The 23,519-nt window shown below is 34.3% G+C and carries 24 protein-coding genes and 1 riboswitch; of the genes, 8 read left to right on the top strand and 16 right to left on the bottom strand.

Going from position 1 to position 23,519, the window contains the following annotated elements; translation table 11 throughout:
- Window positions 1-35: 35 nt before the first annotated feature.
- From BA768_RS13665 to BA768_RS13605, 13 genes are all read right to left on the bottom strand, one after another.
- A complete protein-coding gene (locus BA768_RS13665) occupies window positions 36-1,097 on the bottom strand; it encodes a diphosphomevalonate/mevalonate 3,5-bisphosphate decarboxylase family protein (protein WP_065721209.1) in 1,062 nt (353 codons plus the stop codon).
- Between the two features lie 191 nt (window positions 1,098-1,288).
- Window positions 1,289-3,058, bottom strand: a complete 1,770-nt coding sequence (locus BA768_RS13660; protein ID WP_065721208.1) for an AMP-dependent synthetase/ligase — start codon at window positions 3,056-3,058, stop codon at window positions 1,289-1,291.
- Entirely contained in the window at window positions 3,055-4,074 is a 1,020-nt protein-coding gene (locus tag BA768_RS13655) for an NAD-dependent epimerase/dehydratase family protein (RefSeq protein WP_065721207.1), read from the bottom strand. Before BA768_RS13655 ends, BA768_RS13660 begins: the two co-directional genes overlap by 4 nt.
- Before the next feature lie 3 nt (window positions 4,075-4,077).
- Complete coding sequence (locus tag BA768_RS13650) at window positions 4,078-6,234, bottom strand: peptidase domain-containing ABC transporter (protein ID WP_228388430.1); 2,157 nt, start codon at window positions 6,232-6,234, stop codon at window positions 4,078-4,080.
- Between the two features lie 7 nt (window positions 6,235-6,241).
- Entirely contained in the window at window positions 6,242-7,249 is a 1,008-nt protein-coding gene (locus BA768_RS13645) for an MvdC/MvdD family ATP grasp protein (RefSeq protein WP_065721205.1), read from the bottom strand.
- Complete coding sequence (locus BA768_RS13640) at window positions 7,239-8,198, bottom strand: MvdC/MvdD family ATP grasp protein (protein ID WP_065721204.1); 960 nt, start codon at window positions 8,196-8,198, stop codon at window positions 7,239-7,241. Before BA768_RS13640 ends, BA768_RS13645 begins: the two co-directional genes overlap by 11 nt.
- Window positions 8,199-8,282: 84 nt before the next feature.
- A complete protein-coding gene (locus tag BA768_RS13635) occupies window positions 8,283-8,477 on the bottom strand; it encodes a microviridin/marinostatin family tricyclic proteinase inhibitor (protein WP_034674310.1) in 195 nt (64 codons plus the stop codon).
- Between the two features lie 118 nt (window positions 8,478-8,595).
- Window positions 8,596-9,381, bottom strand: a complete 786-nt coding sequence (locus BA768_RS13630) for an alpha/beta fold hydrolase (RefSeq protein WP_065721203.1) — start codon at window positions 9,379-9,381, stop codon at window positions 8,596-8,598.
- 59 nt (window positions 9,382-9,440) lie between these two features.
- Entirely contained in the window at window positions 9,441-10,001 is a 561-nt protein-coding gene (locus BA768_RS13625) for a nucleotidyl transferase AbiEii/AbiGii toxin family protein (RefSeq protein ID WP_228388429.1), read from the bottom strand.
- 8 nt (window positions 10,002-10,009) lie between these two features.
- Window positions 10,010-10,315 (bottom strand): DUF6922 domain-containing protein, encoded by a 306-nt coding sequence (locus BA768_RS13620; RefSeq protein ID WP_065721222.1) that lies wholly within the window; start codon window positions 10,313-10,315, stop codon window positions 10,010-10,012.
- Window positions 10,316-10,335: 20 nt separating this feature from the next.
- Entirely contained in the window at window positions 10,336-11,055 is a 720-nt protein-coding gene (locus BA768_RS13615) for a pyridoxine 5'-phosphate synthase (protein WP_065721201.1), read from the bottom strand.
- Entirely contained in the window at window positions 11,052-12,023 is a 972-nt protein-coding gene (locus BA768_RS13610) for a hypothetical protein (protein WP_065721200.1), read from the bottom strand. The genes BA768_RS13615 and BA768_RS13610 overlap by 4 nt, the downstream gene beginning before the upstream one ends.
- Window positions 12,024-12,037: 14 nt before the next feature.
- Window positions 12,038-13,303: a mechanosensitive ion channel family protein gene (locus BA768_RS13605; protein ID WP_065721199.1), complete on the bottom strand. Its 1,266-nt coding sequence runs from the start codon at window positions 13,301-13,303 to the stop codon at window positions 12,038-12,040.
- 169 nt (window positions 13,304-13,472) lie between these two features.
- Between BA768_RS13605 and BA768_RS13600 the strand changes: the two genes are divergently transcribed.
- From BA768_RS13600 to BA768_RS13590, 3 genes are all read left to right on the top strand, one after another.
- Entirely contained in the window at window positions 13,473-14,651 is a 1,179-nt protein-coding gene (locus tag BA768_RS13600) for a carboxypeptidase-like regulatory domain-containing protein (RefSeq protein WP_065721198.1), read from the top strand.
- Between the two features lie 65 nt (window positions 14,652-14,716).
- Entirely contained in the window at window positions 14,717-15,208 is a 492-nt protein-coding gene (locus tag BA768_RS13595; protein WP_065721197.1) for a DUF456 domain-containing protein, read from the top strand.
- A gap of 9 nt (window positions 15,209-15,217) precedes the next feature.
- Entirely contained in the window at window positions 15,218-15,709 is a 492-nt protein-coding gene (locus BA768_RS13590) for a hypothetical protein (protein ID WP_065721196.1), read from the top strand.
- Here BA768_RS13590 and BA768_RS13585 read toward each other — a convergent pair.
- Window positions 15,696-16,337, bottom strand: a complete 642-nt coding sequence (locus tag BA768_RS13585; RefSeq protein ID WP_065721195.1) for a uracil-DNA glycosylase — start codon at window positions 16,335-16,337, stop codon at window positions 15,696-15,698. The two genes, BA768_RS13590 and BA768_RS13585, sit on opposite strands and share 14 nt — an antisense overlap.
- Window positions 16,338-16,498: 161 nt before the next feature.
- Window positions 16,499-17,002: a GNAT family N-acetyltransferase gene (locus BA768_RS13580; protein WP_065721194.1), complete on the bottom strand. Its 504-nt coding sequence runs from the start codon at window positions 17,000-17,002 to the stop codon at window positions 16,499-16,501.
- A 94-nt stretch (window positions 17,003-17,096) separates the two neighbouring features.
- Between BA768_RS13580 and BA768_RS13575 the strand changes: the two genes are divergently transcribed.
- Complete coding sequence (locus BA768_RS13575; RefSeq protein ID WP_065721193.1) at window positions 17,097-19,244, top strand: endonuclease MutS2; 2,148 nt, start codon at window positions 17,097-17,099, stop codon at window positions 19,242-19,244.
- A 9-nt stretch (window positions 19,245-19,253) separates the two neighbouring features.
- The gene (locus BA768_RS13570; protein WP_065721192.1) at window positions 19,254-19,742 is read left to right on the top strand and encodes a YcxB family protein; all 489 of its coding nucleotides are present in this window, start codon (window positions 19,254-19,256) and stop codon (window positions 19,740-19,742) included.
- A 52-nt stretch (window positions 19,743-19,794) separates the two neighbouring features.
- On the opposite strand, the gene BA768_RS13565 is transcribed toward BA768_RS13570, so the two are convergent.
- Entirely contained in the window at window positions 19,795-20,760 is a 966-nt protein-coding gene (locus BA768_RS13565; RefSeq protein ID WP_165601792.1) for a GEVED domain-containing protein, read from the bottom strand.
- A 482-nt stretch (window positions 20,761-21,242) separates the two neighbouring features.
- Between BA768_RS13565 and BA768_RS13555 the strand changes: the two genes are divergently transcribed.
- The 3 genes from BA768_RS13555 (at window position 21,243) to BA768_RS13545 (ending at window position 23,483) form a co-directional block, all read left to right on the top strand.
- Entirely contained in the window at window positions 21,243-21,905 is a 663-nt protein-coding gene (locus BA768_RS13555) for an ATP-binding cassette domain-containing protein (protein WP_065721189.1), read from the top strand.
- A gap of 32 nt (window positions 21,906-21,937) precedes the next feature.
- On the top strand, window positions 21,938-22,735 hold the full coding sequence (locus tag BA768_RS13550) for a hypothetical protein (RefSeq protein ID WP_228388428.1): 798 nt from the start codon (window positions 21,938-21,940) through the stop codon (window positions 22,733-22,735).
- A gap of 75 nt (window positions 22,736-22,810) precedes the next feature.
- A riboswitch (cobalamin riboswitch) is annotated at window positions 22,811-22,989 on the top strand.
- A gap of 110 nt (window positions 22,990-23,099) precedes the next feature.
- Window positions 23,100-23,483 (top strand): acyl-CoA thioesterase, encoded by a 384-nt coding sequence (locus BA768_RS13545; protein WP_034674277.1) that lies wholly within the window; start codon window positions 23,100-23,102, stop codon window positions 23,481-23,483.
- Window positions 23,484-23,519: the final 36 nt, after the last annotated feature.

Raw genomic sequence — 23,519 nt, 5'->3', positions numbered from 1 at the left:
TTTAAATTCAATCTAACGTTTAAAACAAATATTAATTAAAACCTCATCACATCCTTCACTACTCCATTTTTCTGAGTGTGCTGCAATAGCTCCTTTTCAATAAATGATTTTACCTCCTCCTCAGAACCATCATTCGGGAAAAGCAAATGAACATTTGCTCCTGCGTCCAAAGTAAAAAATAATGGTAGTTTTGTTTCTCTTCTAAAGTCCCAAATTTTATTGATAACTTCTAAAGTTCCGGTTTTCATCAGAATAAAAGTTGGTTCGCTCATCATCATCATGGCATGAAGTGTTAAAGCTTCATGTTCCACCAATTTGATGAACTCTTCCATGTTCCCGGACTTCAGAATTGCTTTCATCGGAACAAAATTTTCTCTCGCTTCCTGAAATCTTCTTTCCGCATACGGATTGGTATTCATCAAACCATGTCCTACTGTCGAGGAAACACTTTTTACCCCTTCATGAATCAACAAAACCCAATCATTAAAATCTTTAAAAACAGGATGAATTTCATCGTCAGAATATTTTACTGCAAATAAATCTGAACTCCCTTCAACCTCATCAGATTCTCCCCAGACAACTAATCCGTTGTACAGGCTTCTGCATGCGCTTCCGCTTCCGAGTCTTGCCAAAAATGAAGCTTTTGTTGTGTTGGATGATGGATGATGGATGTCGGAAGAAAAATACTCATCTAATTTCATCAGACACTTTGCAATCGCTCCAAAACCCGAAGCCGAACTTGCAATTCCTGAACTGTGAGGAAAGGTATTTTCTGTTCTGATCATATATTTTCCTTTTAAAATCCAGGGAAGATATTTCTCTATATTTTTGAAATATTTTTCGATTTTCTCAGCAAATTTCACTTCTTCATTTCCTGCTAAAAAAGTCTGGACAGAAAATTGTTCGTTTGCCAAAAATTCCATTTCTGTATTTGTTTTACAATGATTCAAAGTAAAACTAATACTCGGATTTGCAGGAATTTGCTCCTTATATTTTCCCCAATATTTAATCAGAGCAATATTTGAGGGACAGCTTTCTGAAACTGTTTTATTCTGTATCGTAAAATTTTCTTTTCCTAAAAAATCGTTTGTTGTCATTATGTAAATGTTTTTTTAACCACAAAAGTCACAAAAGTTTTAATTAGATTTTTCAATTTAAGTTAAAAAAAAACGATTTATAAAGATCAAAAAAGAGGTGAAAAATTAAAATTTTCTTTTTTTGCACTTTAAAGACCTTAAACTCAAAACTTATCTTTTGTGACTTTTGTGGTTAAAATTTATGGTTAATTTTAATACATTTTTTCAATTACATCTGAATATTTTTTCAGCACAATATTTCTTTTCACTTTTAAAGTCGGTGTGATTTCTCCGTTGCTAATTTCAAATTCTGATGGCATTAAGGTAAATTTTTTCACTTTTTCAAAATCAGAAAGATGTTGCTGAATTTCTTTTATTTTCTCTTTATAGAAATCATTAATTTCCTTTTTATCAACGATTTCTTCCCAGTTGGTAAACGGAATATTTTTCTTTTTTAAATACCCTTTCAGAAACTCAAAATTCGGAACAATCAAAGCTGAAACAAACTGTTTGCCTTCAGCTATCAAAACAATCTGCTGAATGAAATTATTGTTGGTCAGAAGGTTTTCAATCATCTGAGGCGCAATATATTTTCCGTTGGAAGTTTTCATCAGATCTTTTAAACGGTCTGTAATGGTAAGATTCCCTTTGGCGTCTATCTTTCCTGCATCTCCGGTTTTGAACCAACCGTCTTTCGTAAAAACTTTTTCCGTTTCTTCAGGTCGGTTGTAGTATCCTTTCATAATTCCGTTTCCTTTTGCCTGAATTTCGTCATTTTCACCAATCCTGATTTCTACTCCGGGAAGGGTTTTTCCGCTTGTTCCATGTTCAAATTTGGTTAAAGGAAATAATGTTAAAGTTGCTGTCGTTTCAGTCAGACCATATCCTACCGTAACATGAATTCCCATCGAGTCAAAAAAACGGGTTACTTCCGGAGATAATGATGCTCCACCACAAGGCAAGAACCAAAGCCTACCGCCCATTTTTTCTTTTACTTTACTGAATACCAAAAGATCAGCAACAGTTTCTTTTATTTTTAAATCAAAAGGAATTGGTTTTTCATTTCTTCTTAATTCTGAAGTTTGCCAACCTGTTTCCAAAGCCCAGTCGAAAATTTTCTTTTTTAATGATGAACCTTCTTCCGCTTTTTCTAAAACTCCTGCATATATTTTTTGAAAAAACCTTGGTACGGCACACATCATCGTAGGTTTTACTTCCTCCAGAGTTTTGGCAATGTTCTTCGGATCTTCTAAAAAATAAACTCTTGCGCCGCCATATAAACAAAGCAAACTCCAGCTTCTTTCAAAGACATGCGTCAACGGTAAAAATGCCAGTGAAAGCTCTTCTTCGAAGTTTTTAAACTTAAAAAATTCAAAATGTGCATCAAAAGCTTTGATGAAATTCCCGTGGGTCAACATCACTCCTTTTGGTATTCCAGTTGTTCCTGAAGTGTAGATTAATGTCGCAACCTCATCATATTCTTTTTTGCAGAATTCTAATTTAGGCGACGATTTAGCAATAAAATCTTCCAGATAAAAACTGCTGAATTCTTTCTTGATCCAGACTGCTTTTTTAGAAACAATAATTGTTTCAAGGGTGCTTTCTTCTTTTTTTACAAGATCCAGACAAGCATCGTACTGAGACTGATCTCCTGCTAAAATCAGTTTCGCTCCGGAATCATTGATAATATATTCTGCCTGTTCAGCATTATTTGTTGAATAAATAGGAACGGTAATTGCCCCGATCGCCATTGCAGCTAAGTCAAAGATCATCCATTCGGAAGAATTATCCGAATAGATGGCTACTTTATCATTCTCCTGAATTCCTGCATTTCTCAGTGAATTGGCTGTTTTATAAATGATTTCGCTGAATTTCTTCCAGCTCAATTCCTTCCACGCTCCTTCTTTTTTTTTAAAGCCAATCGCTGATTTTAAAGGATGTTTTTCTACATTTTTTCTGATGATTGCCTCTGCAAGATTCATTCGTTTTTATTCAGCTTTTTGTCGTTAATATAATTGTTGAGATGAAAGTTGATGCTTTCTGAAACAGGAATAAACTGATAATTTAGTTTTTCCTTTATTTTTTGATTGGAAATTTCGGTCATTGTCGAAATAGATTCGATATTCGTTTTGGTAATCATTCTTAACTGAGGAATCAGCCATCCAAAAAGAATATTGGCAACTCTTCCCAAATTCAGCTGAGATCTTGAAAGAATTTTAGCTTCCTTCAGTCCTAATTTTGTTCGAATCTGTCTTCCTAAATCAGCATATCTTTTACCTTCGGAAACAATCACAAATCGTTCTCCGAAAGTATTTTTTTCCATTAATTGAATTGCAATTTCAGCGACATCTCTTACATCCACATAATTAGTTCCACCTGAAAAAGTAAAACTGTTTTTCTCAAAAGTAGGGAAAATATCACCACTGCTTTTGCCCCAGTTTCCGCTTCCGATAATCATTCCTGGATTTATGATAATGGTATTTAAACCTTCTGCGGAAGCTCTCCAGACTTCCATTTCAGAAAGATGTTTTGAAATGGCATACGCAGAATGCTCGTCTTTTGCATTAAAATCAGAACTTTCATCAAGCTCGCCTTTTTCATTCAATAAATCTAAAACGGCAATAGAGCTTACGTGAAGAAATTTTTCAACCGTAGAATTTTCACAGGCATACAGCAAATTTTCTGTGCCTTTGATATTGGTGTGCTCCATTTCTTTTTCATCTTTCGGATGAAAACTCACTTTTGCAGCACAATGGTAAACTTCTGTAACATCTTTTAGAGCCAGCTCGATAGAATGAATATCGTTAAAATCAACATCAACCCATTCGATTTGATTAAAAAAACCGTCCGGATTTTCAGTATAAAACTGATAAGAATGCTTTACTTCGGCGATATTGCTTGAAGGCCTTTTGGCAGCACGTACTTTTCTTCCTTTTTTCAGAAGTTCGAGAACGATGACTCTGCCTAAAATTCCTGTTGCTCCTGTTACAAAAACCATTAATTAAATTCCAACTTGATTACTGACTAAATTATAATAATAATTCTTTTTTTCAAGCAGCTCCGAATGATTTCCGTTTTCCACAAACTTTCCGTCGTGAAGAACCAGAATCTGGTCTGCATTTTTTATGGTACTGAGTCGATGCGCAATGACAATCACCGTTTTACCTTTGAAAAACTCAAAAAGGTTTTCCATGATTTCTTTTTCATTTTGCGCGTCCAAAGCACTTGTTGCTTCATCCAAAAGAAAAACAGCAGGATTTTTATAGATGGCTCTCGCAATTAAAATTCGCTGTTTTTGTCCTGTACTCAGACCAATTCCGTCATTTCCGACAACTGTATTTAAACCTTGTGGAAACTGACTGATTAACTTCTGCAAATTTGCAACTTTTACGGCATAGTTCAGCAGATTTTCATCAATATTATCTTGTTTGAGCGTTATATTTCTTCGGATGGTTTCAGAAAAAATAAAACCCTCCTGCAAAACTGTTCCTGTAATATTTCGCCATTGATTTAGCGAAATATCGGAAAGTAAACTTCCTCCAAAACTTATATTACCCGAATCCGGTTCGTAAAATCTGAGAAGGAGTTTGAAAAGTGTGGTTTTTCCGCTTCCGCTTTCACCGACAATTGCCGTCACTTTTCCTTGCGGAATGATTGCATTTAAATCTTTAAGAATCGGAAATTCTCCAAAACCAAAGTTGACATTGTGAAGAATTACATCATTGTTCTTTTTAATTTCTGTGATTTCCTGATTTGTATTTTCTACCGGTTTTGTATGAACTTCAGAAATTCTTTCAAGACTCAGTTTAGCATCCTGAGAAACTTCGATAAAATATAAAAGCTGATCAAAAGGTGAATTCATCTGACCAACAATAAAACTGATCGCAAGCATCATTCCCAAAGTAAGATTTCCGTCGATTACTGCAAAAGCAGAAAATCCTGTAATCAGAATATTTTTAAGCTGAGAAATAAAACCTGCACCAATCATTTGATATTGTGAAAGTTTTAGTGCTTTTTTGTTTCTTTCAAAAACTTCATGTTGTAAGTTTTCCCATTTTGATCTTTGAAAATTTTCTGATTGATTGATTTTAATTTCAGACATTCCAAAAACCATTTCGTTCAGAATATTCTGATTTTTACTGTTTAAAACAAATTCTTTCTGGTCTAATGCTTTTCTTCGGTTTAAAAATATTGAAATCCAAATTACAGAAAGCGAACTCAACACAAAGAATATCAACAGAATAACCAAATTATAAATTCCTAAAACCACCGAAAAAACGATAAGATTTAAAAATGAAAAAAGAATCGAAAGCGTATTGGTTGAAAGAAAAGAATTGATTCTCTGATGGTCTAAAATTCGCTGCTGAATATCACCCAGTTTTTTAGATTCAAAATAAGAAACCGGAAGCTTAATCAGTTTTTCTATAAAATCACTGATGAGTTTAATATTAACTTTCGTATTGACTTTCAGCATAATCCAGCTTCGGATGAGTTCCATAAAACTGTTTCCCAAAAAGAGAAAAATCTGTGAAGCGATAATCATCAAGACAAGATTTTTGTCTTTTGAATTAATTCCTTTATCTACTAAATTCTGGGTTAAAAAAGGAAAAGCCAGGGTAATGATACTCGTTAAAAACAACGTGAAAATCAATAAAACCAACGATTTCCTGTGAGGTTTTAAATAAGAAAAAAGAAAGCTGAAACCTTCCTGAACCTTCTCTTCTTTTTTATCGAAAAAATTCTGAGTGGGTTCCAGTAAAAGAGCTTTTCCTGTTTCATTATTCTGAAGCCAATTGGTTTTAAACTCATCTTCGGAAAGCTGAACTTTGCCATATTCGGGATCGGCAATGAGAATTTTATCACTTTTTTCCTGCGGAAACAAAACTACAAAATGCTCTTTTCTCCAATGAAGAATGCAAGGTTTGGGTGCTTCGGACATCAGTTTTTCAAAATCGGTTTCAACTGCAAGAGCTTCAAAACCCAGTTCATGAGACGCAGAGATCAGATCGTGAAAACTCACTCCTGTTCTTGACTGAAACGTAATCAGGCGAAGATATTCCGCAGAAAAATTTTTCCCGAAATATTTGGTAATAATCCTGAGACAGGTCGGTCCGCAATCCATCGAATCGAGCTGTCTGTAAAAGGTAATCTTCGCCACTGAAAGTTTATTTTAAAACCATATTATTCCTTCTCGGAACTTTTCCGCAAAGAACATCGGCAATGCTTTTCGAAATGGCATGATCATCCAGAAGATTATCGAGCCAGAAAAATTCGCCGGCTGCATTAATTTCAATAAAATAATAGTCATCTTCGGGTGAAACAATCATATCTACTGCGCCATAATCGACATGATAAACATCAAGCAAATTCAAAAGCTTTTGCTCTATTGATGACGGAATTTTTGTTTTTTTCCATTTGTCAATCAAATTGACACCATCTTTTCTCCAGTCGGTTTTTCCGTCTTCCGATTGCTGTGAATCGATTTCGAAAGCATACACTTCCTGTCCGACCATTGTAATTCTCAGTTCTTTCTTCTTTTCGATTTTCTTTTGAAACTGCATCGGACAATACACCAGTGAATCTAATCTTTCTAAACTTTCTTCGTCAATCACATTCGTAAAGACAACGTTTTCAACACCATCTTCATAAATCGCAAATCCCGTCTGCATTTTCCCTACAACATTCTGATGTTCCAAAATAAATTTTTTGGCTTCTTCAGGATCGTTGGTAATGCAGGTTTCCGGAATTTTGAATCCTAATTTATAGGCAATTTTAAGCTGCTCTTCTTTGCTGTCGATTCTGCGGTAAACACTCGGTTTTCCTAAAGAATAACAATCCAGAGATTCCATAAATCCGAAAAGAGTGTGTCTGATTTCACCCATTGCAGGGCCGAAAAATTTGGTTTCCAATTCTTCTTTCAAACCTGTTCCGATGTTGTACGCTCTTCGATACCAAACCGCAGAAATATCATCAAGACGAATTTTATGATCTTCAGTTTTTAGATAAGAAATCCATTTTCCGTTCTCGAAAACGGTGGACAATTGATTTTTTAGCGGATATAAGTCTACATCAAAACGGATGACTTCAAACTTATTTTCAACAATAAATTCCGTGACTTTTTCGAGTGAAAAACTGTCTTGTGTATGCGTGATGATTAATATTTTATTGTTCATTGGTGTGTATTCTGTTTATCAAATAATCTGCGATTCTCTGAGCAATCGGAAAATTTAATTCTTTCTGAAGCATTCCCCACTCACCTTGCGGATTGACTTCCAGGAAATAATAATTTCCGTCGGTACTTTTTATCATATCGATGGCTCCGAAAATTAAACCCATTTCTTTCATCATTAAGTTTAAACTTTCTTTGATACTTTCAGGAAGATTATATTGTTCCCAAAAAAATTCTGTTTGAGAAATTCGCCAGTCTGTATGAGTTTTATTATTGATTTTCCCTGTGAAAAACTCTCCATTAAGATAGACAATTCTCAGCTCATATTCTTTTTCAATATAAGGCTGAAAAATCATCGGGCAAACTGCAATATCAGAAAGCTGTTCAAGGTTATCTTCGTCAAACAATAAGGTTGAAATCATTTCCTGACCGTTCATTGATTTTGAAATCGTTCCGTGAAGTTTTGCAATTGCTTTACCGTGACAAAATTGATAAAAAAATTCCTTCACTGCTTCTTCATCATTTGAAAACAGCGTTTCGGGAATTATTAAGTTATTTTTTTTAGCAAGTTTAAGCTGTAAAATTTTATTAGACTCAATTTTTCTTTCAGCCTGCAAAGGATTTATCCATGGAAGATGCTCGAGAGCTGTAAAAAGGTTGAAACGCAGACTTTCGTATTCATTAAGAAAAACAGCTGCATAATTTTCATCAAGATCTTCCGGAATAGCAATATTCCAGCTTTTGCGATGCCAAACTGCTTTTATATCTTTGGAGTTTATCTTATTTCCTGCTTCATCGGTTATGATAAATGAATCATCTGTAAGATTTAACTTCATCTGATGACTCAGACCATCAGAATTCAGCCGAAAAAAAGGAATATTTTTCGATTGAAGGTAGTCAAAAAAGAGGTCAATATTATAAAAATCCTGAGAATGAGTGATGCAGAGAATCATGTTATAAATATAATAAAAAAGGAAACTTGACGTCTAAGTTTCCTTCCAATATAAATTGTTAATATGCTCTAAATTGAGGCGGTATTAAACTCCGCTTTCGTCACCATCAGACGGATATTTCATTGTCTGTTGCTGATCATAAGCAGGTTTTGTAACCGTATCTTTCAGTGGTGTAGTAATCCCGGTTGCGGAAGCTCCACCTTGAACCGCTTTGGTGTCTTTGATCTGATTTTCTAAAAATGATGCAAAGAACGGTTTCTTTAATTTTTTCTTTTCCATAATGAAATATTTTTATTGATTAGTTGAGTCTAAATTAGAAATTATTTAATCATCAACAAAACAATGAGGTACTCTTTATGAAAAATTTAACGTTTATAATTCACTAACTGCTAATCGATTATAATCCTAAAAAATCTTTAATCACAACCGCAAAACCAACAGGATTATCTGCCTGAACCCAATGCGCTGCATTTTTAATTTTTACAAACTGAGCTTTTGGAAACTGCTGTTTTATAGAAAATTCATCCTGAGGTAAAATATAATTTGATTTTTCTCCGGCAATAAATAAAGTTTCACCTTGAAAAACTCCAAATTTTATTGCATTCGATACAAACTGATTGTATTTTTCAGAAAGTGTTTTCAAATTAAACCTCCAATTCAATTTTTTAGAATCTCCATTTTCTTCCCAATAAAGATTTTTTGCTAAAAACTGAATCGTCGATTTTTCAGGAATATACTGCGTTAAAACTGTTTCAACTTCACCTCTCGATTTCATTTCATCAAAATTCACTGTTTCCAAAGCTTTAATAATTCCCTGATGATGTGGCGGGTAGGCTTTTGGGCCTATATCTACAACGATTAATTTTTCAACTTTTTCGGGGTAATTAACAGCAAACTGCATTACGGCTTTTCCACCTAAAGAATGTCCCAAAACATGAGCTTTTTCGATTCCGTAATGGTTCATGTAATTGGCAATATCATCTGCCAAATCATCATGCGACATATTTTCTGAGTGAAAACTTCTTCCGTGATTTCTTAAATCAATTAAATGAACCGGCAGAAATTCGCCCAATTCTTTCCCGAAGCTTCCCCAGTTATCAAGCATTCCAAACAAACCGTGAAATACTAAAAGTGGTGTTGACGAAAGATTTTCGCCAAATATTTTTGAATGTAAAATTTCCATTTTTTTGTTTTTAAAAAATCAGTTATGAGAATCTGAAGATTATAAAATCATTAAATTAATTAAAGCATCAATTTTAAATATTCTTTTGTGATTGTTTGCTTACATTTTTCCCAATCAAACTTTTCAAAAATTTCCGGACTCTCCTGAAAATTAGCATCTTCAAAATATGTCAGACTTTTAATCATCAAGAAATGAGAACCGTCTTCATATTTGTCATCATAAAACTTTATCATCTCCTCAAGTGAAAATTCTTTTAATAAAAAAAATAAGTCTATAAAATCTTTTCTGCTACCTCTACCAGAAATAGCATTAAGTTTCATAGCAGCAATATCTTTTTTGGAGGCCATTCTCACACCATCAATATTTTTAAAATCTTCAAGCAAAGGATAATGATAATTTACAAAATCTACTTTGATATTGTTGACTGAAACAATTAGAATATTTTTGGTCTTTTGAAGTTTTTCAACCTTACCAAACCTATTAAGCTCATCAATGAAAGCATCTTCATCGATTATAGAATTCCCAAACATGTCTATATCTATAGAATTTCGATGACCAATTTGTAATGCCAAAGCTGTCCCTCCAACCAAAATAAAATCAGAAAAAAAATCTGATTTCATTATATTATTTAGGAGTTCCAGTAATTCTGTACTAACTGTCTGTGTTTGTAACATCTGAATTCAGATTTATCAATATTGAAAATTGTGGATAGAAAAGAGAGTGTGACTGCATCGAGACTTCTCAAATTTAATGATACCTCTTTTATTTTATCTAAACCGTAGAATGATTTTAATAAATTCCAATCAGACATTTTTCCGTATTCTAAAACTTTTTGAATCATGTGTACATGATGCTTTTCAAGATCAAAAGTTGCCAAATCCACGTCCCAAAAGAGATGTTGAGAAAAGTCTTTGATGGTAATTTCAGAATTCATATATCAAATATAATCAAATTCTACCACTTCGCCAATCTCTTCAAATACGCCTGAATCGTATTTTCCATTCCCATATACAATGCTTCAGAAACTAAAGCGTGTCCGATGGAAACTTCCAAAAGATTTGGAATATGGTCTGCAAAATATTTTAAATTTTCTAAGCTTAAATCATGACCGGCATTCACTCCCAAACCAAATTCCGCAGCTTTTACAGCTGTTTCGTAATAAGGTTTGATTGCTTCTTCTTTATTTTTGGAATAGTTTGATGCGTAGGCTTCCGTGTAGAGTTCAATTCTGTCTGCTCCGGTTTCTGCAGCAAACTTTACCATTTCAGGGTTTGGATCTAAGAAAATTGACGTTCGGATTCCTGCATTTTTAAATTCTGCGATGACAGATTTCAGAAAATCCATGTTTTTTTCACAGTCCCAACCCGCATTTGAAGTTATCGCATCATCTGCGTCGGGAACCAACGTCACCTGTTCCGGTTTTATTTCTAAAACCATGTCAATAAATTCACGGTGAGGATTTCCTTCAATATTATATTCAGTAGTAACCAAAGGTTTCAGATCGTACACATCTTTTCGGGTAATGTGCCTTTCATCAGGTCTCGGATGGATGGTAATTCCGTGTGCGCCAAATTCCTGAATTTTTATTGCTGCTTCTGTAACGCTCGGCATTTCTCCACCTCTTGCGTTTCTCAGAGTAGCAATTTTATTAATGTTTACGCTTAGTTTTGTCATTTAGAAAACAATTTTTGAAATACGGTTCTGAAGGATATTGCATTGAGTGGAAACTCCGCCAATACATGAATCATGCTTAATACAAAAAGCAACATCAGACCGGTTTGATAATTAATCAGGTACAAAGCTATTGATAAAATCCAAATCGCTGCAACTAAAACCATCTTTTTTGGCTCTAAAGATCGAGCCCATCCTATAACAGAAGTTTTGGAAAACCAGTTGAGATAATGGTAAGTGTAAGCAAATGCGATAAAAATCTGGACTTTAATAATAAGAATTTCGGTTTCCGTTTTCCCTGTAAGAAAAACAAGCCATTGATTGATGAGTTTAAAACCTGTAAGATTAAATATATTTTTAGCCTGTGATATTTCTAAAGCCAAAGTTTCTACCGGTAAAAAATAAATAAGGAACGGCATTACCAAAAGTAAAACAATACTCAACAAGCTTAATCTGTTTGGGTTTAACAGATACCCCGAAATCATGAATACTGCCGTAAATACATACACATGAATAATGGTTGGAATAAAAAGCCCGAAAAAGATAATGATTCCCGGTTTAAAATAATATAAGGCGACACATGAAATCAAAAGACCAATCATCACACTTTTTAAAGCAATTGATTTAACGGTAAAGATGAAATAAAGACTTATAATAAAAAAAACACATAAAAAAATGCCTATAAATACACCATTATTCCATGTATAAAAATTAAAAATACTGATGTAATTTAAAAATAAAAAAAACGCCAATGCTACTGACAAAAAAACGAATAGCTTTACCGTTTTCTGAGGAAGAAAATAGTCTTTTTTCTTCAGCCATTGCAATTCTGTAAGATAATGAAGCGGCCCTAATACAGCGTATGAAAAAAGAAAAGTATCAAAAGGAAGCACGCACGAAACCACAGCAGCCAACAAAAGCATCATCAGATTGAGCAGCTCAACATTTTGGTGTGATGTATTATTTCGCATGATCGCCAAAGATTTTAGACTTTTAAGCTAATCTGCATAATCTGGAGATCAAACTCTTTGGAAGCCACCAATAAATGATCAAAAATATCTGCCTGAATCTGTTCAAAACGTACCCATTGAGAGTCATTTGCAAAACAATAGACCTCCAAAGGCAATCCTTGAGGAGTAATTTCAAGCTGACGAACCATGATCGGACTGTCTTTATCGACTTCAGGATCATTTTCAAGGTACTTTTGGGCGTAATATCTGAAAACCCCGATATTAGTCAACTGTCTTCCGTTGATAATCTTATCGTTGTGCTCTATGGATTCTTTTTCCTGATTGATTTCTGAGGTTTTTTCTTTCAGATAATCGGAGATCAGATTTATTTCTTTCAAACGTTCAATTTCCTCAATACTCAAAAATTTAAAAGAATTGATATTAAAGAAAATCGATTTTTTGATTCTTCTCGTATTTGATTCCGACATTACCTGAAGATTCTTGATCTCCGTTGTCAATAAATCATAAGTGGGAATTGACGAAATTGTTTTATCAAAATTTGAAATTTTCGTTGTCAACAAGCTGATGTCTAAGATATTTCCCTCAATATTGTATTTTGGGATGCCGATCCAGTCACCGACTTTCAGACTTTTTGAGGTTGCCACGTGAATTCCCGTTACAAAACCTAAAATTGTATCTCTGAAAACCAAAACCAGAACTGCCGTAATAGCTCCTAAACTTCCGACAATTGTTGTTCCTTTAATCCCGAAAATCACACAGATGCTCACAATCGTAAACAAGAATATTCCTAATATTTTTACCGTTTCGGAGATTGCATTAATAGCCATTACCTTATAATAATCCTGCTGTATCGTAAAATAATTTCTGAAAGCAGTCAACGACCTGTACAACATCCCTGCAAGAACCAGAACCAAGCCCAAGTTCACACATCGTATAATAAAAATCGTAGTCTGTTTTAATGCTCCTACAAATATAGATTCGTGAAGTGAACCAATGATCACAAGCGCAATAAAATGAGCAACAGAATTGGTAATTCTAGACTGGTAAATAGATTTCAGAACAGGAAACCTGTTTTCATTATGAAAAAAACGAAAAGTATAATTGATGATTATTTTGAATATAAAATCCAGAAACAGGAAGATGGCTACCAGTAACCCCAGTTTCACAATAATATGAAATACCCAATCGAGACCAGCAGGAGAAATCTTGCTGATGTAAATATAAAGCTGCTCGCTGATTTCCTGAAAAAAACTTTTGGTATCTTTTATTTCGTCTTTCATTAAAACAAATTTAATAAAATAAAGGTTCACTTCAACCCCTGTAAAATAAGAATAAAAACCATTTAAATTAAAATTAATTCAATGATTTTAAAAATTTGATTCAAAAATAAAACTAAACTAACAATGAAATTATTAATTTAGTAGTTCAAAACTCCAAAAACTAAATTATATGAAAAAATTCAACTTACTCTTGATTTTTATTGTTCTTTTATCGTTCGGATCGTGTAGATCCGACTCTGAAACACCTGCAGAAGTCACCATTGACAATACCGTAAAAACCGGCAAACTCTCAGGAAAAGTAATGTCTCAGAACGGCAGCAAACCCATTGGAGGAGCTTCTGTTTTTACTTTTGACGAAAAATATAAGATTTATTACACCACTTCTGATGCCGACGGCAATTTTACCCTTGAAGCTCCTGTTGGTGACCGAACGATTCACATTCAGACAGGCGACGGAAGTAATTTCCGTACAGAAATTTCAACATCGGTAAAACATAACGAAACGGCCAATTTAAATGCTAATCAGACCAAACTGAACCAGGTTGCAAAAATTGCTTATGTAAAAGGAAGCTATGATAAAATTGAAGATATTATCCAGAATTTAGGGTATACCGCAACCGAAATTACAAATGCAGATCTCGCAAACATTACTACAATCGCTCAGTATGATATTATCTTTCTGAATTGCGGATCAAGAAACTATTCTTTAAACCAATCACTTTATCCTGCAATCGATGCTAATCTTGCAACTTTTGTAGCTAATGGCGGAAGTATTTATGCTTCAGACTGGGATGTTTCGTATTTGGTTGGCGGAACGGACAATACCAATAATTGTATGCTTCCGGGAGGATTTGTTCCTGATTCGAAATTATGCTCAACAAACACAGGAAGCTCAGGTATTGTTCCGGCAACAGTAAGCAATGCGGGATTATCTACAGCATTAGGTTTCAACACATTGAATATTGATTTCGATTTAGGTTCATGGCAGAAAATCGTAAACTATGATCCTGCTTATTGGGAAGTTCTGGTAAAAGAAACTTCTTCGAATAACGCACTAATGATCAGAACCAATCATTTTACAACAAGCGGAACTCCGAATACACCAATTGGAAACGCTCCAAATACAACGTTCACAACCGTTTGCATTACTTTACCGGGAAATATTCAGATCAGCATTTCTGTACCTACCGCTGCCGTTCCTTACTTAGTAGCATTAGGTGCAACAGTAGGACCTTGTTCAGGATCTACAAACAGTGGATACATTTACTACACAAGCTTCCATAATCATGCGACAGGAAATATCGGGAATGCCGGAGTAATTCTTCAGTATGTTATTTTAAATCTTTAAAAATCGGCTTAAAAATTGATAAACAAAAGGTGGCTTTTTAAGGTCACTTTTTTATTTAAATACATATGGATCATTCAGTAATAACTTTTCTCAGTATTATTTTACTTATACTGGGAATCTTAGGAACTTTTTTACCTGTATTACCGGGACTTGTTCTGAGTCTCGCAGGATTATTAATTTACAAATACGGGACAGACTCTGATCTCTCCATGCTGTATATCTGGACATTTGTAATCTTGACACTCGCTTCTGCAGTTTTAAATTATGTGATCCCCGCAAAAACAAACAGAAAATATGGCGGAACACGTTGGGGAAGCATCGGATCGGTAATCGGGACTATTGTAGGAATGTTTTTACCAATTCCTCTTGGGTTTTTAGTAGGGATGTTTGCCGGAGTTTTCATCGGAGAACTCTTGCATGACAGCAAAGACATAAATAAAGCTTTAAAATCTACAAAAGGTGCTTTTATCGGTTTTATTTACGGAACAGGATTTAGTCTCGTGGTTGGTATTGCCATGCTTTTGGTAGTAATTTTAGATGTCGTTAATGTAATTTAATTATAAGAAATGTATAAAAGTATTCTTTTCGGTTTTGGCTTAATAAGCCTGATAAATTGCAAGGCTCAAAAAGAAGCCACAGCTCAAAATACGGATAGTATAAAAAGTGAATCACCTCTAAACACTAATGGTGAGATCATTTATTTCAGCGAAGGAGAAAATAAATTCATCAAAGAATTTCAGACCAACGTCACTTTTAAAAATATTGCAGAAGACAGCCGTTGTCCGCAAGGAACACAATGCATTTGGGCGGGAGTTGCTGTTGCCAACGTAGAATTTATGAGTACTACAAGCAGACCAATGATTTTACAATTATCGACAGCAGAAGTCAATGGAAAGAATTACCACAAGACACAATCTTTTAACGGATACAACATTACCCTAAAAGAAGTTACGCCCTACCCGACTTCGCAGGAAGGAGCAAAATCACTTTCTGGGAAATATAAGATTGGGATTATCATCAGCAAAGAAAGCAGTCAGGCAAATTCTACCACGAAATAAGTTTCTTTCCTTTTGAAGCAAGATATTCATTAATTTTTGAAAAAGGTTTGCTTCCGAAGAACCCTCTGTGAACAGAAAATGGTGACGGATGTGCAGATTTTAAAATAAAATGTTTAGCCGGATCGATGAGTTCGGCTTTTTTCTGTGCAAAAGCACCCCACAAGACAAAAACTACATTTTCTTTTTTATCTGAGACTTCTTTTATGATAAAATCCGTGAATTTTTCCCAGCCCAAATCTTTGTGCGAATTCGGTGAATGAGCACGAACCGTTAATGTAGCATTCAATAATAAAACCCCTTGTTTCCCCCAGTCATCCAGCTCTTTTGAGCTTCTTACCACTCCAATATCATTTTTTAATTCAATAAAAATATTTTTAAGCGAAGGCGGAGCTGTCACCTGTTCCGAAACAGAAAAACATAAACCATTTGCCTGAAAATCATTATGATAAGGATCTTGCCCAATAATTACGACCTCAACATCTTCAAAGGGAGTAATCTCTAACGCTCTGAAAATCTGATTTTTCGGCGGGAAAACTTTCGTCGTTGCATATTCCTGCTTTACTTTTTCCCAAAGGTTGGTAAAATAGGACGTGTTTTTTATCGGGGCTAATATTTCTGTCCAGGTCATAAATTCAATTTGAAAATTTAAGAATGAGTTTTATTTGAGAATTCAATTTTAAAGCCAAGCTGCCAGTTTAAACAAAGCGAAGCATCGTAAAGAATTTATCATACAAATTTAATGATTAAAAACAAAAATAGATATCCTTCGTCGAAATGACAAAAGAAGCATTATTTCTTCAAACTAAAAACCAGATTTTCAGGAAAGCCGTCATCAGTTCTTCCCTCTTCCAAAATAAATTGATGTTTTAAAAGAAGTGACTTTGAATTTTCATTAAATTTATTGGTAAATGCTAAAATAGTCTGCAAATTTAATTCATTAAAACCATAATTTAAAACCGAAGTTAAAGCTTCTGACATAATTCCCTTTCTATGAAATTCCGGTAGCAATTCATAACCAACTTCAGCTTCCATTCGGTCTTCAGAAAACCTGTATAAACAAATCGTTCCTAGAAGATTTTGTTGATTTTCATAAGTGATCCCAAAGTAAACAGTTTCATTATTCGCTGTTCTTTTCTTAATGGTTAAAATAAAATCCAGTGCATCATAGTTGCTATTCGGCGGAATTCTTTTAACAAACTGATTGGTGATTTTATTACTTCGAATTTTTAAAATATCATCAACGTGGCTTTCGTCAATAGGCTTTAGAATTAATCTTTTGGTTTCCAGTTTCATATCTCAAATATAATAAACTTTCAACCACAAAAATTTAAAAATACATTTTCAAATTCTCAAATTAATTCATTTTCAAATTAATTATCTTTGCAATGTGTATATAGATAAAGAAGATTTAGACGAATTAGAATTTCCGCAATTGCTCGCGGAAATTTCTCCCTTTGCATATTCTCAGAAAACAAAAAATAAAATCCTTGAACTTCGTCCGATGAAAATTGACGTAGCAGAACTTTCATTGAAAAAAGCTTCCGAATATTTATCGAGCTTCGAAAGTTCCAACGCCATTCCGTTTGATGAATATGAAGATATTGAAAGCGAACTGAAATTAATGCTGATCGAAAACTACCGGTTGGAAAACGTTGCTTTCATTAAAATAAAAACGCTGACGGAGCAAATCGGAAAGCTGCAGAAATTCTTCCCGACCATGCCCGAAACTTTCCCTACATTGATTCAGGATGTTTCTGTGCTTGAATTTAAAAAAGAAATCATTGATAAAGTTGACAAAGTTTTTAACCGTTTTGGGGAAGTAAAAAGTGAAGCCTCACCAATTTTGAAAGGTTTGAGAACTGAAATTCAACATGCTAAAAAAGCAATTACCGAGAATTTCAACAGAGCCTTATTCAACTACGGGCAAAGCGATTTTCTGGATGACATTCGCGAAACGATCATCGATGACCAAAGAGTTTTGGCGGTAAAATCTGCTTATAAAAAAAGAGTTGCAGGAAGAGTTTTAGGACTTTCAAAAACAGGTTCTATTACGTATATGCAGCCGGATTCTGTGGTTAAACATCATTTTAAATTAAAAGAAAGCGAAGAGGAAGAAAAGAAGGAGATTGATAAAATCCTGAGACAGCTTACTGCAGAATTAGCAGAATTTCAACCGCAACTCTGGAGATACCAGATGTATATTTTTGACCTGGATTTAACGAGAGCAAAAGCAAAGTTTGCAGAACTCATCAACGGAGTTTTACCGAAAATCAACAGGCATAAAACACTCAGGTTAAAAGATGCATTCCATCCTTTGTTATGGCTGAGAAATAAAATAGAGAACAAAACGATTTTCCCACAAAGCCTTAGTTTTACGGAACATAACAGGATTATCTGTATTTCCGGGCCGAATGCCGGTGGAAAATCGATTACGCTGAAAACTGTAGGATTGCTTCAACTGATGATTCAGAGCGGAATTCTTGTCCCAGTACATCCAAAATCCGAAATGTTTTTCTTTGATAAAATCATGACCGATATTGGTGATAACCAGTCTATTGAAAATCACCTTTCGACGTACTCTTCAAGGTTAAAGAAAATGGGTGGAATCATTCGTGAAGCTGATGCTGAGACGCTTTTATTGATCGACGAATTTGGTACAGGTTCAGATCCTGAATTGGGCGGAGCTTTAGCGGAAAGTTTCCTTGAGTTTTTTTACGATAAAAAAAGTTTTGCAATTATTACAACACATTATACCAACATTAAATTGGTGGTAGAACAGCTTCCGAATGCGCAAAACGCAGCCATGTTGTTTAATGAAGAAACACTTGAGCCGATGTACAAGCTGGAAATAGGGCAAGCCGGAAGTTCATTCACGTTTGAAGTGGCAGAAAAGAATAAAATCCCAAGGTTTATCATTCATTCTGCTAAGAAAAAGGTGGAACATGACATTGTGAATTTAGATAAAACCATTGTAAAGCTTCAACAGGAAAAATATGAAGTTGAAAAATTGAAATCTGACCTTGCAGAAAGAAAAGAATCGGTAGAAGACAAACGCGATAATCTGCAAAAACTGAACGAGCAGCTTCAGCAGAAATTATTCAACTTCCAGAAATTGTATGAAGATGAACATCGTAAACTTCAGTTTGGAACGAAGATCGAATCTTTTATAGACAGCTATGTAAAAGGTAAATCGAGGAAAGATGTTGTGAAAGATTTTGTGAAGATTCTGGAGCAGGAAAAATTCAGAAAAATCGGCGCAGATAAAGACGAATCTAAACGACTTCAGGTGGTAAAGAGAAAAATTACTCAGCAGCTGAAAAAAGAAGACGTTATTGAAAAAATTACGGAAACCAACGAAAAGATTGAAGAAAAACGTAAAACCGATCGCGCACTTTGGATGAAAGTTGGGCAACGTGTAAGAATTACAGGAAGTACAAGTGTAGGAACGATTGAGAAAATCTCAAGAAATAAGGTCATCGTGAATTATGGAACATTCAAAACCACAATTGACGCAGACGAGCTGGAAAGAATTTAATTTCGGGAAATGACTGTAGAAACCCATATCACTTTTAAGGACTTTCTGAATTTCAATTTTAAAAATTCATTACCAAGGCTGATTATTTTTTCATTGATTATCTTGGTGTTTTTGGGATTGAATTTATACAATACGGAATACGATATAAGGGAAATTTTCAGGTCTGCCGTGATTTGGCTATTGATAGTGGTTGTTTTTATGATGGTACGGTCTTATTTCCGTTTGAAAAATGCATTTTATTCCAACAAAAAAATTCAGGAAAAGATTTCCTACACTTTCACTGAGGAGAAAATTCATACAACAGGAGAAACATTTGACGGAGAGTTTACCTGGAAAACAGTCCACAGAGTAAAAGAAAATAAAGACTGGTTTCTGATTTATCAAAGCAAAACCACGATGAATATGATTCCTAAAAAATATTTTACAAAAGATCAGATTCGGGAGCTTAGAAATTTAGTTCAAAAGAATAATGTAAAAGCAAAGTTAAGAAACGATTAAAATCATTTTAAAAAAAATAGAGCGCCCAAATATGACGCTCTATTTTTTTTATTTATTTCTTAATAAATTTCAACCTGACTTTATTTTCTTTTCCATTGAGCTCAATAAAATACACCCCTTTGATTAAATAATTAACATTGGTTTTTTTGTCATTTGTTTTGCCTTTACTGATGCTCTGTCCGACTGCATTATAAATTGTGTAATTCTGTTCAGAAGAAATCCCTGAAACAATTAGAATATCTGATGTCGGATTAGGATAAATTGATATTTCTTTATGATCATTAACTTCATCTACACTCAGATTATTTGCCGTAAAATGAACGCCGTAATCTTCAACCTCACCGTACCCGAAACTACCGCATCCGTCTGCTAAAGTCACATTGGAATACACTACTCTCATTGTAACATCACATTTTGGAACTGTGGCAGGAACGTTAAAAGAAAGACTGTAGGTCGGGTTTGCATTGGTTCCCATGAGAACTCTTTCGCTATATTCAAAAAGACCATTAGCATTATAATCAATCCATACCGTTACATTAGCAGTTGCAGGAAATACAGGGCCTGATTTTGTCACAGACACCACATTGTTTAGAGAACCCGCCACTAAATTTATTTTTCTAGTAGGATCGGGTCTGTAATCTGTATAATTTGAATTCGAAGAATTACTTACCATCGTTGATAATCCCAATCCCGGAGCCGGTGTCAAAGTAACGTTTGAAATGTGCATAATTGCAGTATCTGTAGATGCAGAAGCACAACCATTTGGCGACAAAGTATTGAATACTACAATAGTCGACCATGTTCCCGGAAGATTATTGCAAATTTTAGCAACACGGACTTCGTAAGCGGTGCAGGACATTAAACCAGTAAGCTTATAAAAATCTTGGTTAGTCGGGATCGTTGATGACATCCATGCAAAATTTCCTACAGGTCGAAACTCTACCGTGTAATTTGGTGTAGCCGGATCATTTGCCCAACTTACTGTTGCTTCCGTATGAGAAATGTTTGTTACAGTCACATTTAACGGTGCAAGTGTGTTACAAAAAAACTCATCATTTTCAGCTTTATTTATTGAATGATAAAAAGTAAAAGCGAATAAACAAAAGAATAAACAGAGTAAATTTTTAATCATATTTTTTATTTGTAAATAGATAGGTTTAAAATTAAATCATTTAAATTAAAATATTCCAATAAAAGTGAGTAAATATTACAGTAATTTTGAAAAATGCTTATTAACCTTAAAATATTGTGGATTTTTTATCGAAAACTTCTCATTCCCGGAATTTTGTTTTCTTTGTTCCTGACTTTTCAGCTTGGACTGACGTTAGAGAATTTCAGCCTGTGTTTTCTTTTGATATTCCCTTTGCTTCATTATTTTATTTATGAGTTAAGATTTAAAAACGAGTACCATTTTTATACAAATTTTGGTTTCTCAAAGCTGAATTTATGGATCATTACAATTGGATTAGCGATTGGATTAAAATTTTTTGCCGCTTTTTTATGAGTACACTTCATATTGACAGCATTACAAAGTCGTATGGTGAAAAAGACATTCTGAAAGATGTTTATTTACGATCTGAAACCGGAAAAGTTTCAGGAATTTTAGGGAGAAATGGTTCTGGAAAATCTACATTATTCCAGATTATTTTCGGAACACTGAAAGGAAATACCCAATATATTAAGTTTAACAATACCATTTTGCAGAAGCAATCTGACCGGAAAAACAAAATCGCTTATCTTCCGCAATATTCTTTTTTGCCTAAAAATATAAAGATCAAAAATCTTATACCTTTGTTTTGTGATAAAGAAAATGCCGATAAAATCTCTCAGTTAAACTTAGTTCAACCTTTTTTAAATAACACTCCAAAAACACTTTCTGGTGGAGAACTTAGAGTTTTAGAAGCATTACTGATTATTTACTCGAAAGCAGAATTTATTTTATTGGATGAGCCATTTCACAGTTTATCTCCTAAAATTGTTACTGAACTAAAAATAATCATCAAACAACAGACAGAAAGCAAAGGATTTATTATCTCCGACCATCAATATCATGATGTATTAGCTATTTCCGATGATATTTTTCTCCTTTCTGATGGTCATCTTAAATTAATCAAAGATTTGGATGAATTGAAACGGTTTAATTATCTGCCAAAAAATATTTAATTTATATCTTTGAGCTATAAATATTTTTTATAATGACTTTCATCAACAAAGCAATCTATATATCGATATTCAGTATTTTTTCTTTCGTGCTGCTAAACGCTCAAACTAAAGTTCCTTTTGGGGTGGTGAAAGCAGAAGAAGGTTATGCGATGGTACGTGTACACAAGGAAGATTACCGAAAAATCGTCGATAAAATCAGAATGCGAAAAGGTGATGTTTTTGTTTATGTAAAGCCCGCTCCCGGAGAAACGGAATGGATCTGGATTAAATATCCCGAAAAAGAAGAACTTCCAAAACCCTTTGTGAGATACGACAGTCTTACCAAAGAAGGTATGGTGAATAAGGGCCGTATTGCATTCATCGATCAGCTTCCAAAATTCACTCCAACCCTTTCTAAAAACGGAAGATCAATCACTTTTGTGGATAACAATAATTCTAAAATTCCTGCCAACCAGAGAACTAAAGTTGTGATTGACATTTATCCTTCGAGCGCAAAATTCAAAAAACAGGAAAAAGATGCGGAAGGAAACATCGTAAAAATCGACAAACAAAAAACCTGGGGAATCGGAAAAGAACTTCCTGAAGATTTAAAAGAGATTAAATCTGTGCGTGTTCAGCAACCCGGAAGAGGCTCAGTTTTCGTAAGAGAAGCCATCAAAAATATGTTTAATCCTACTATGGATTTTGAAAACATGGGTGTAACAGCCATTGATAACGACCACATTTATCTTTACATGATCAATGGATCCGAAGAGCATCGATACACTACTTTCTGGACAATAAAAGAAGGAAAAGCAATCAGCCAGATTGTTTACGCCAACCCTGAATAAATTCCGAAAATTCATTTTATTATTCTTATTTTTGCATCCGAAAATATTAAGCTTTGAGGCATTTGTGCTTCGCTTAAAACTTTTCCGGAAACCGGTTCTGTTTAACTACAGATTAAAAGGGAATCGTGTGAAAATCACGAACTGTCGCGCAACTGTAAGTAACCAAAGTCTTTATAAAAAACCACTGTGCAAAAGCATGGGAAGGCATAAAGATGTTACAAGTCAGGAGACCTGCCTTTTTCTTTAGACAAAAACTTTCGCGATTTGAAGTTTATTGATCTCATGAGTTTCGGGAGCTTTGTGTTCCTGAATCATTCTGTGGATTCCAATACGATTTCATTTTCGCTTTATTTAATAATGAAATATGACTACAGAAGAAAGAATTCAAGCATCGGAAACCCGAATTTTCAAAGCCGTTTTCCCCAACACAACCAATCATTACGACACTCTTTTCGGTGGAACTGCGATGCAGCTAATGGATGAAGTTGCATTTATCACTGCTACAAGATTTGCAAGAAAACGTGTGGTAACCGTAAGCAGCGACAAAATCGATTTTAAAAAACCAATTCCTGCAGGAACAATTGTAGAACTGATCGGAAAAGTTTCTCATGTTGGAAAAACAAGTATGAAAGTAAATGTTGAGATCTATACCGAACAAATGTATTCTTACGAAAGAGAAAAGGCGATTGTGGGAGATTTTACTTTTGTAGCGATTGACGAATTTAAGAAACCAATTCAAATTCTATAAATGAAAAGGTTTCGGCGACCTTCGGTCGCCGAAACT

The organism is Chryseobacterium sp. CBo1, from assembly GCF_001693475.1.
Lineage (GTDB): Bacteria > Bacteroidota > Bacteroidia > Flavobacteriales > Weeksellaceae > Chryseobacterium > Chryseobacterium formosense.
Note: the sequence above shows the minus strand (reverse complement) of the source record. Positions and strands in the feature narration are given on the sequence as shown.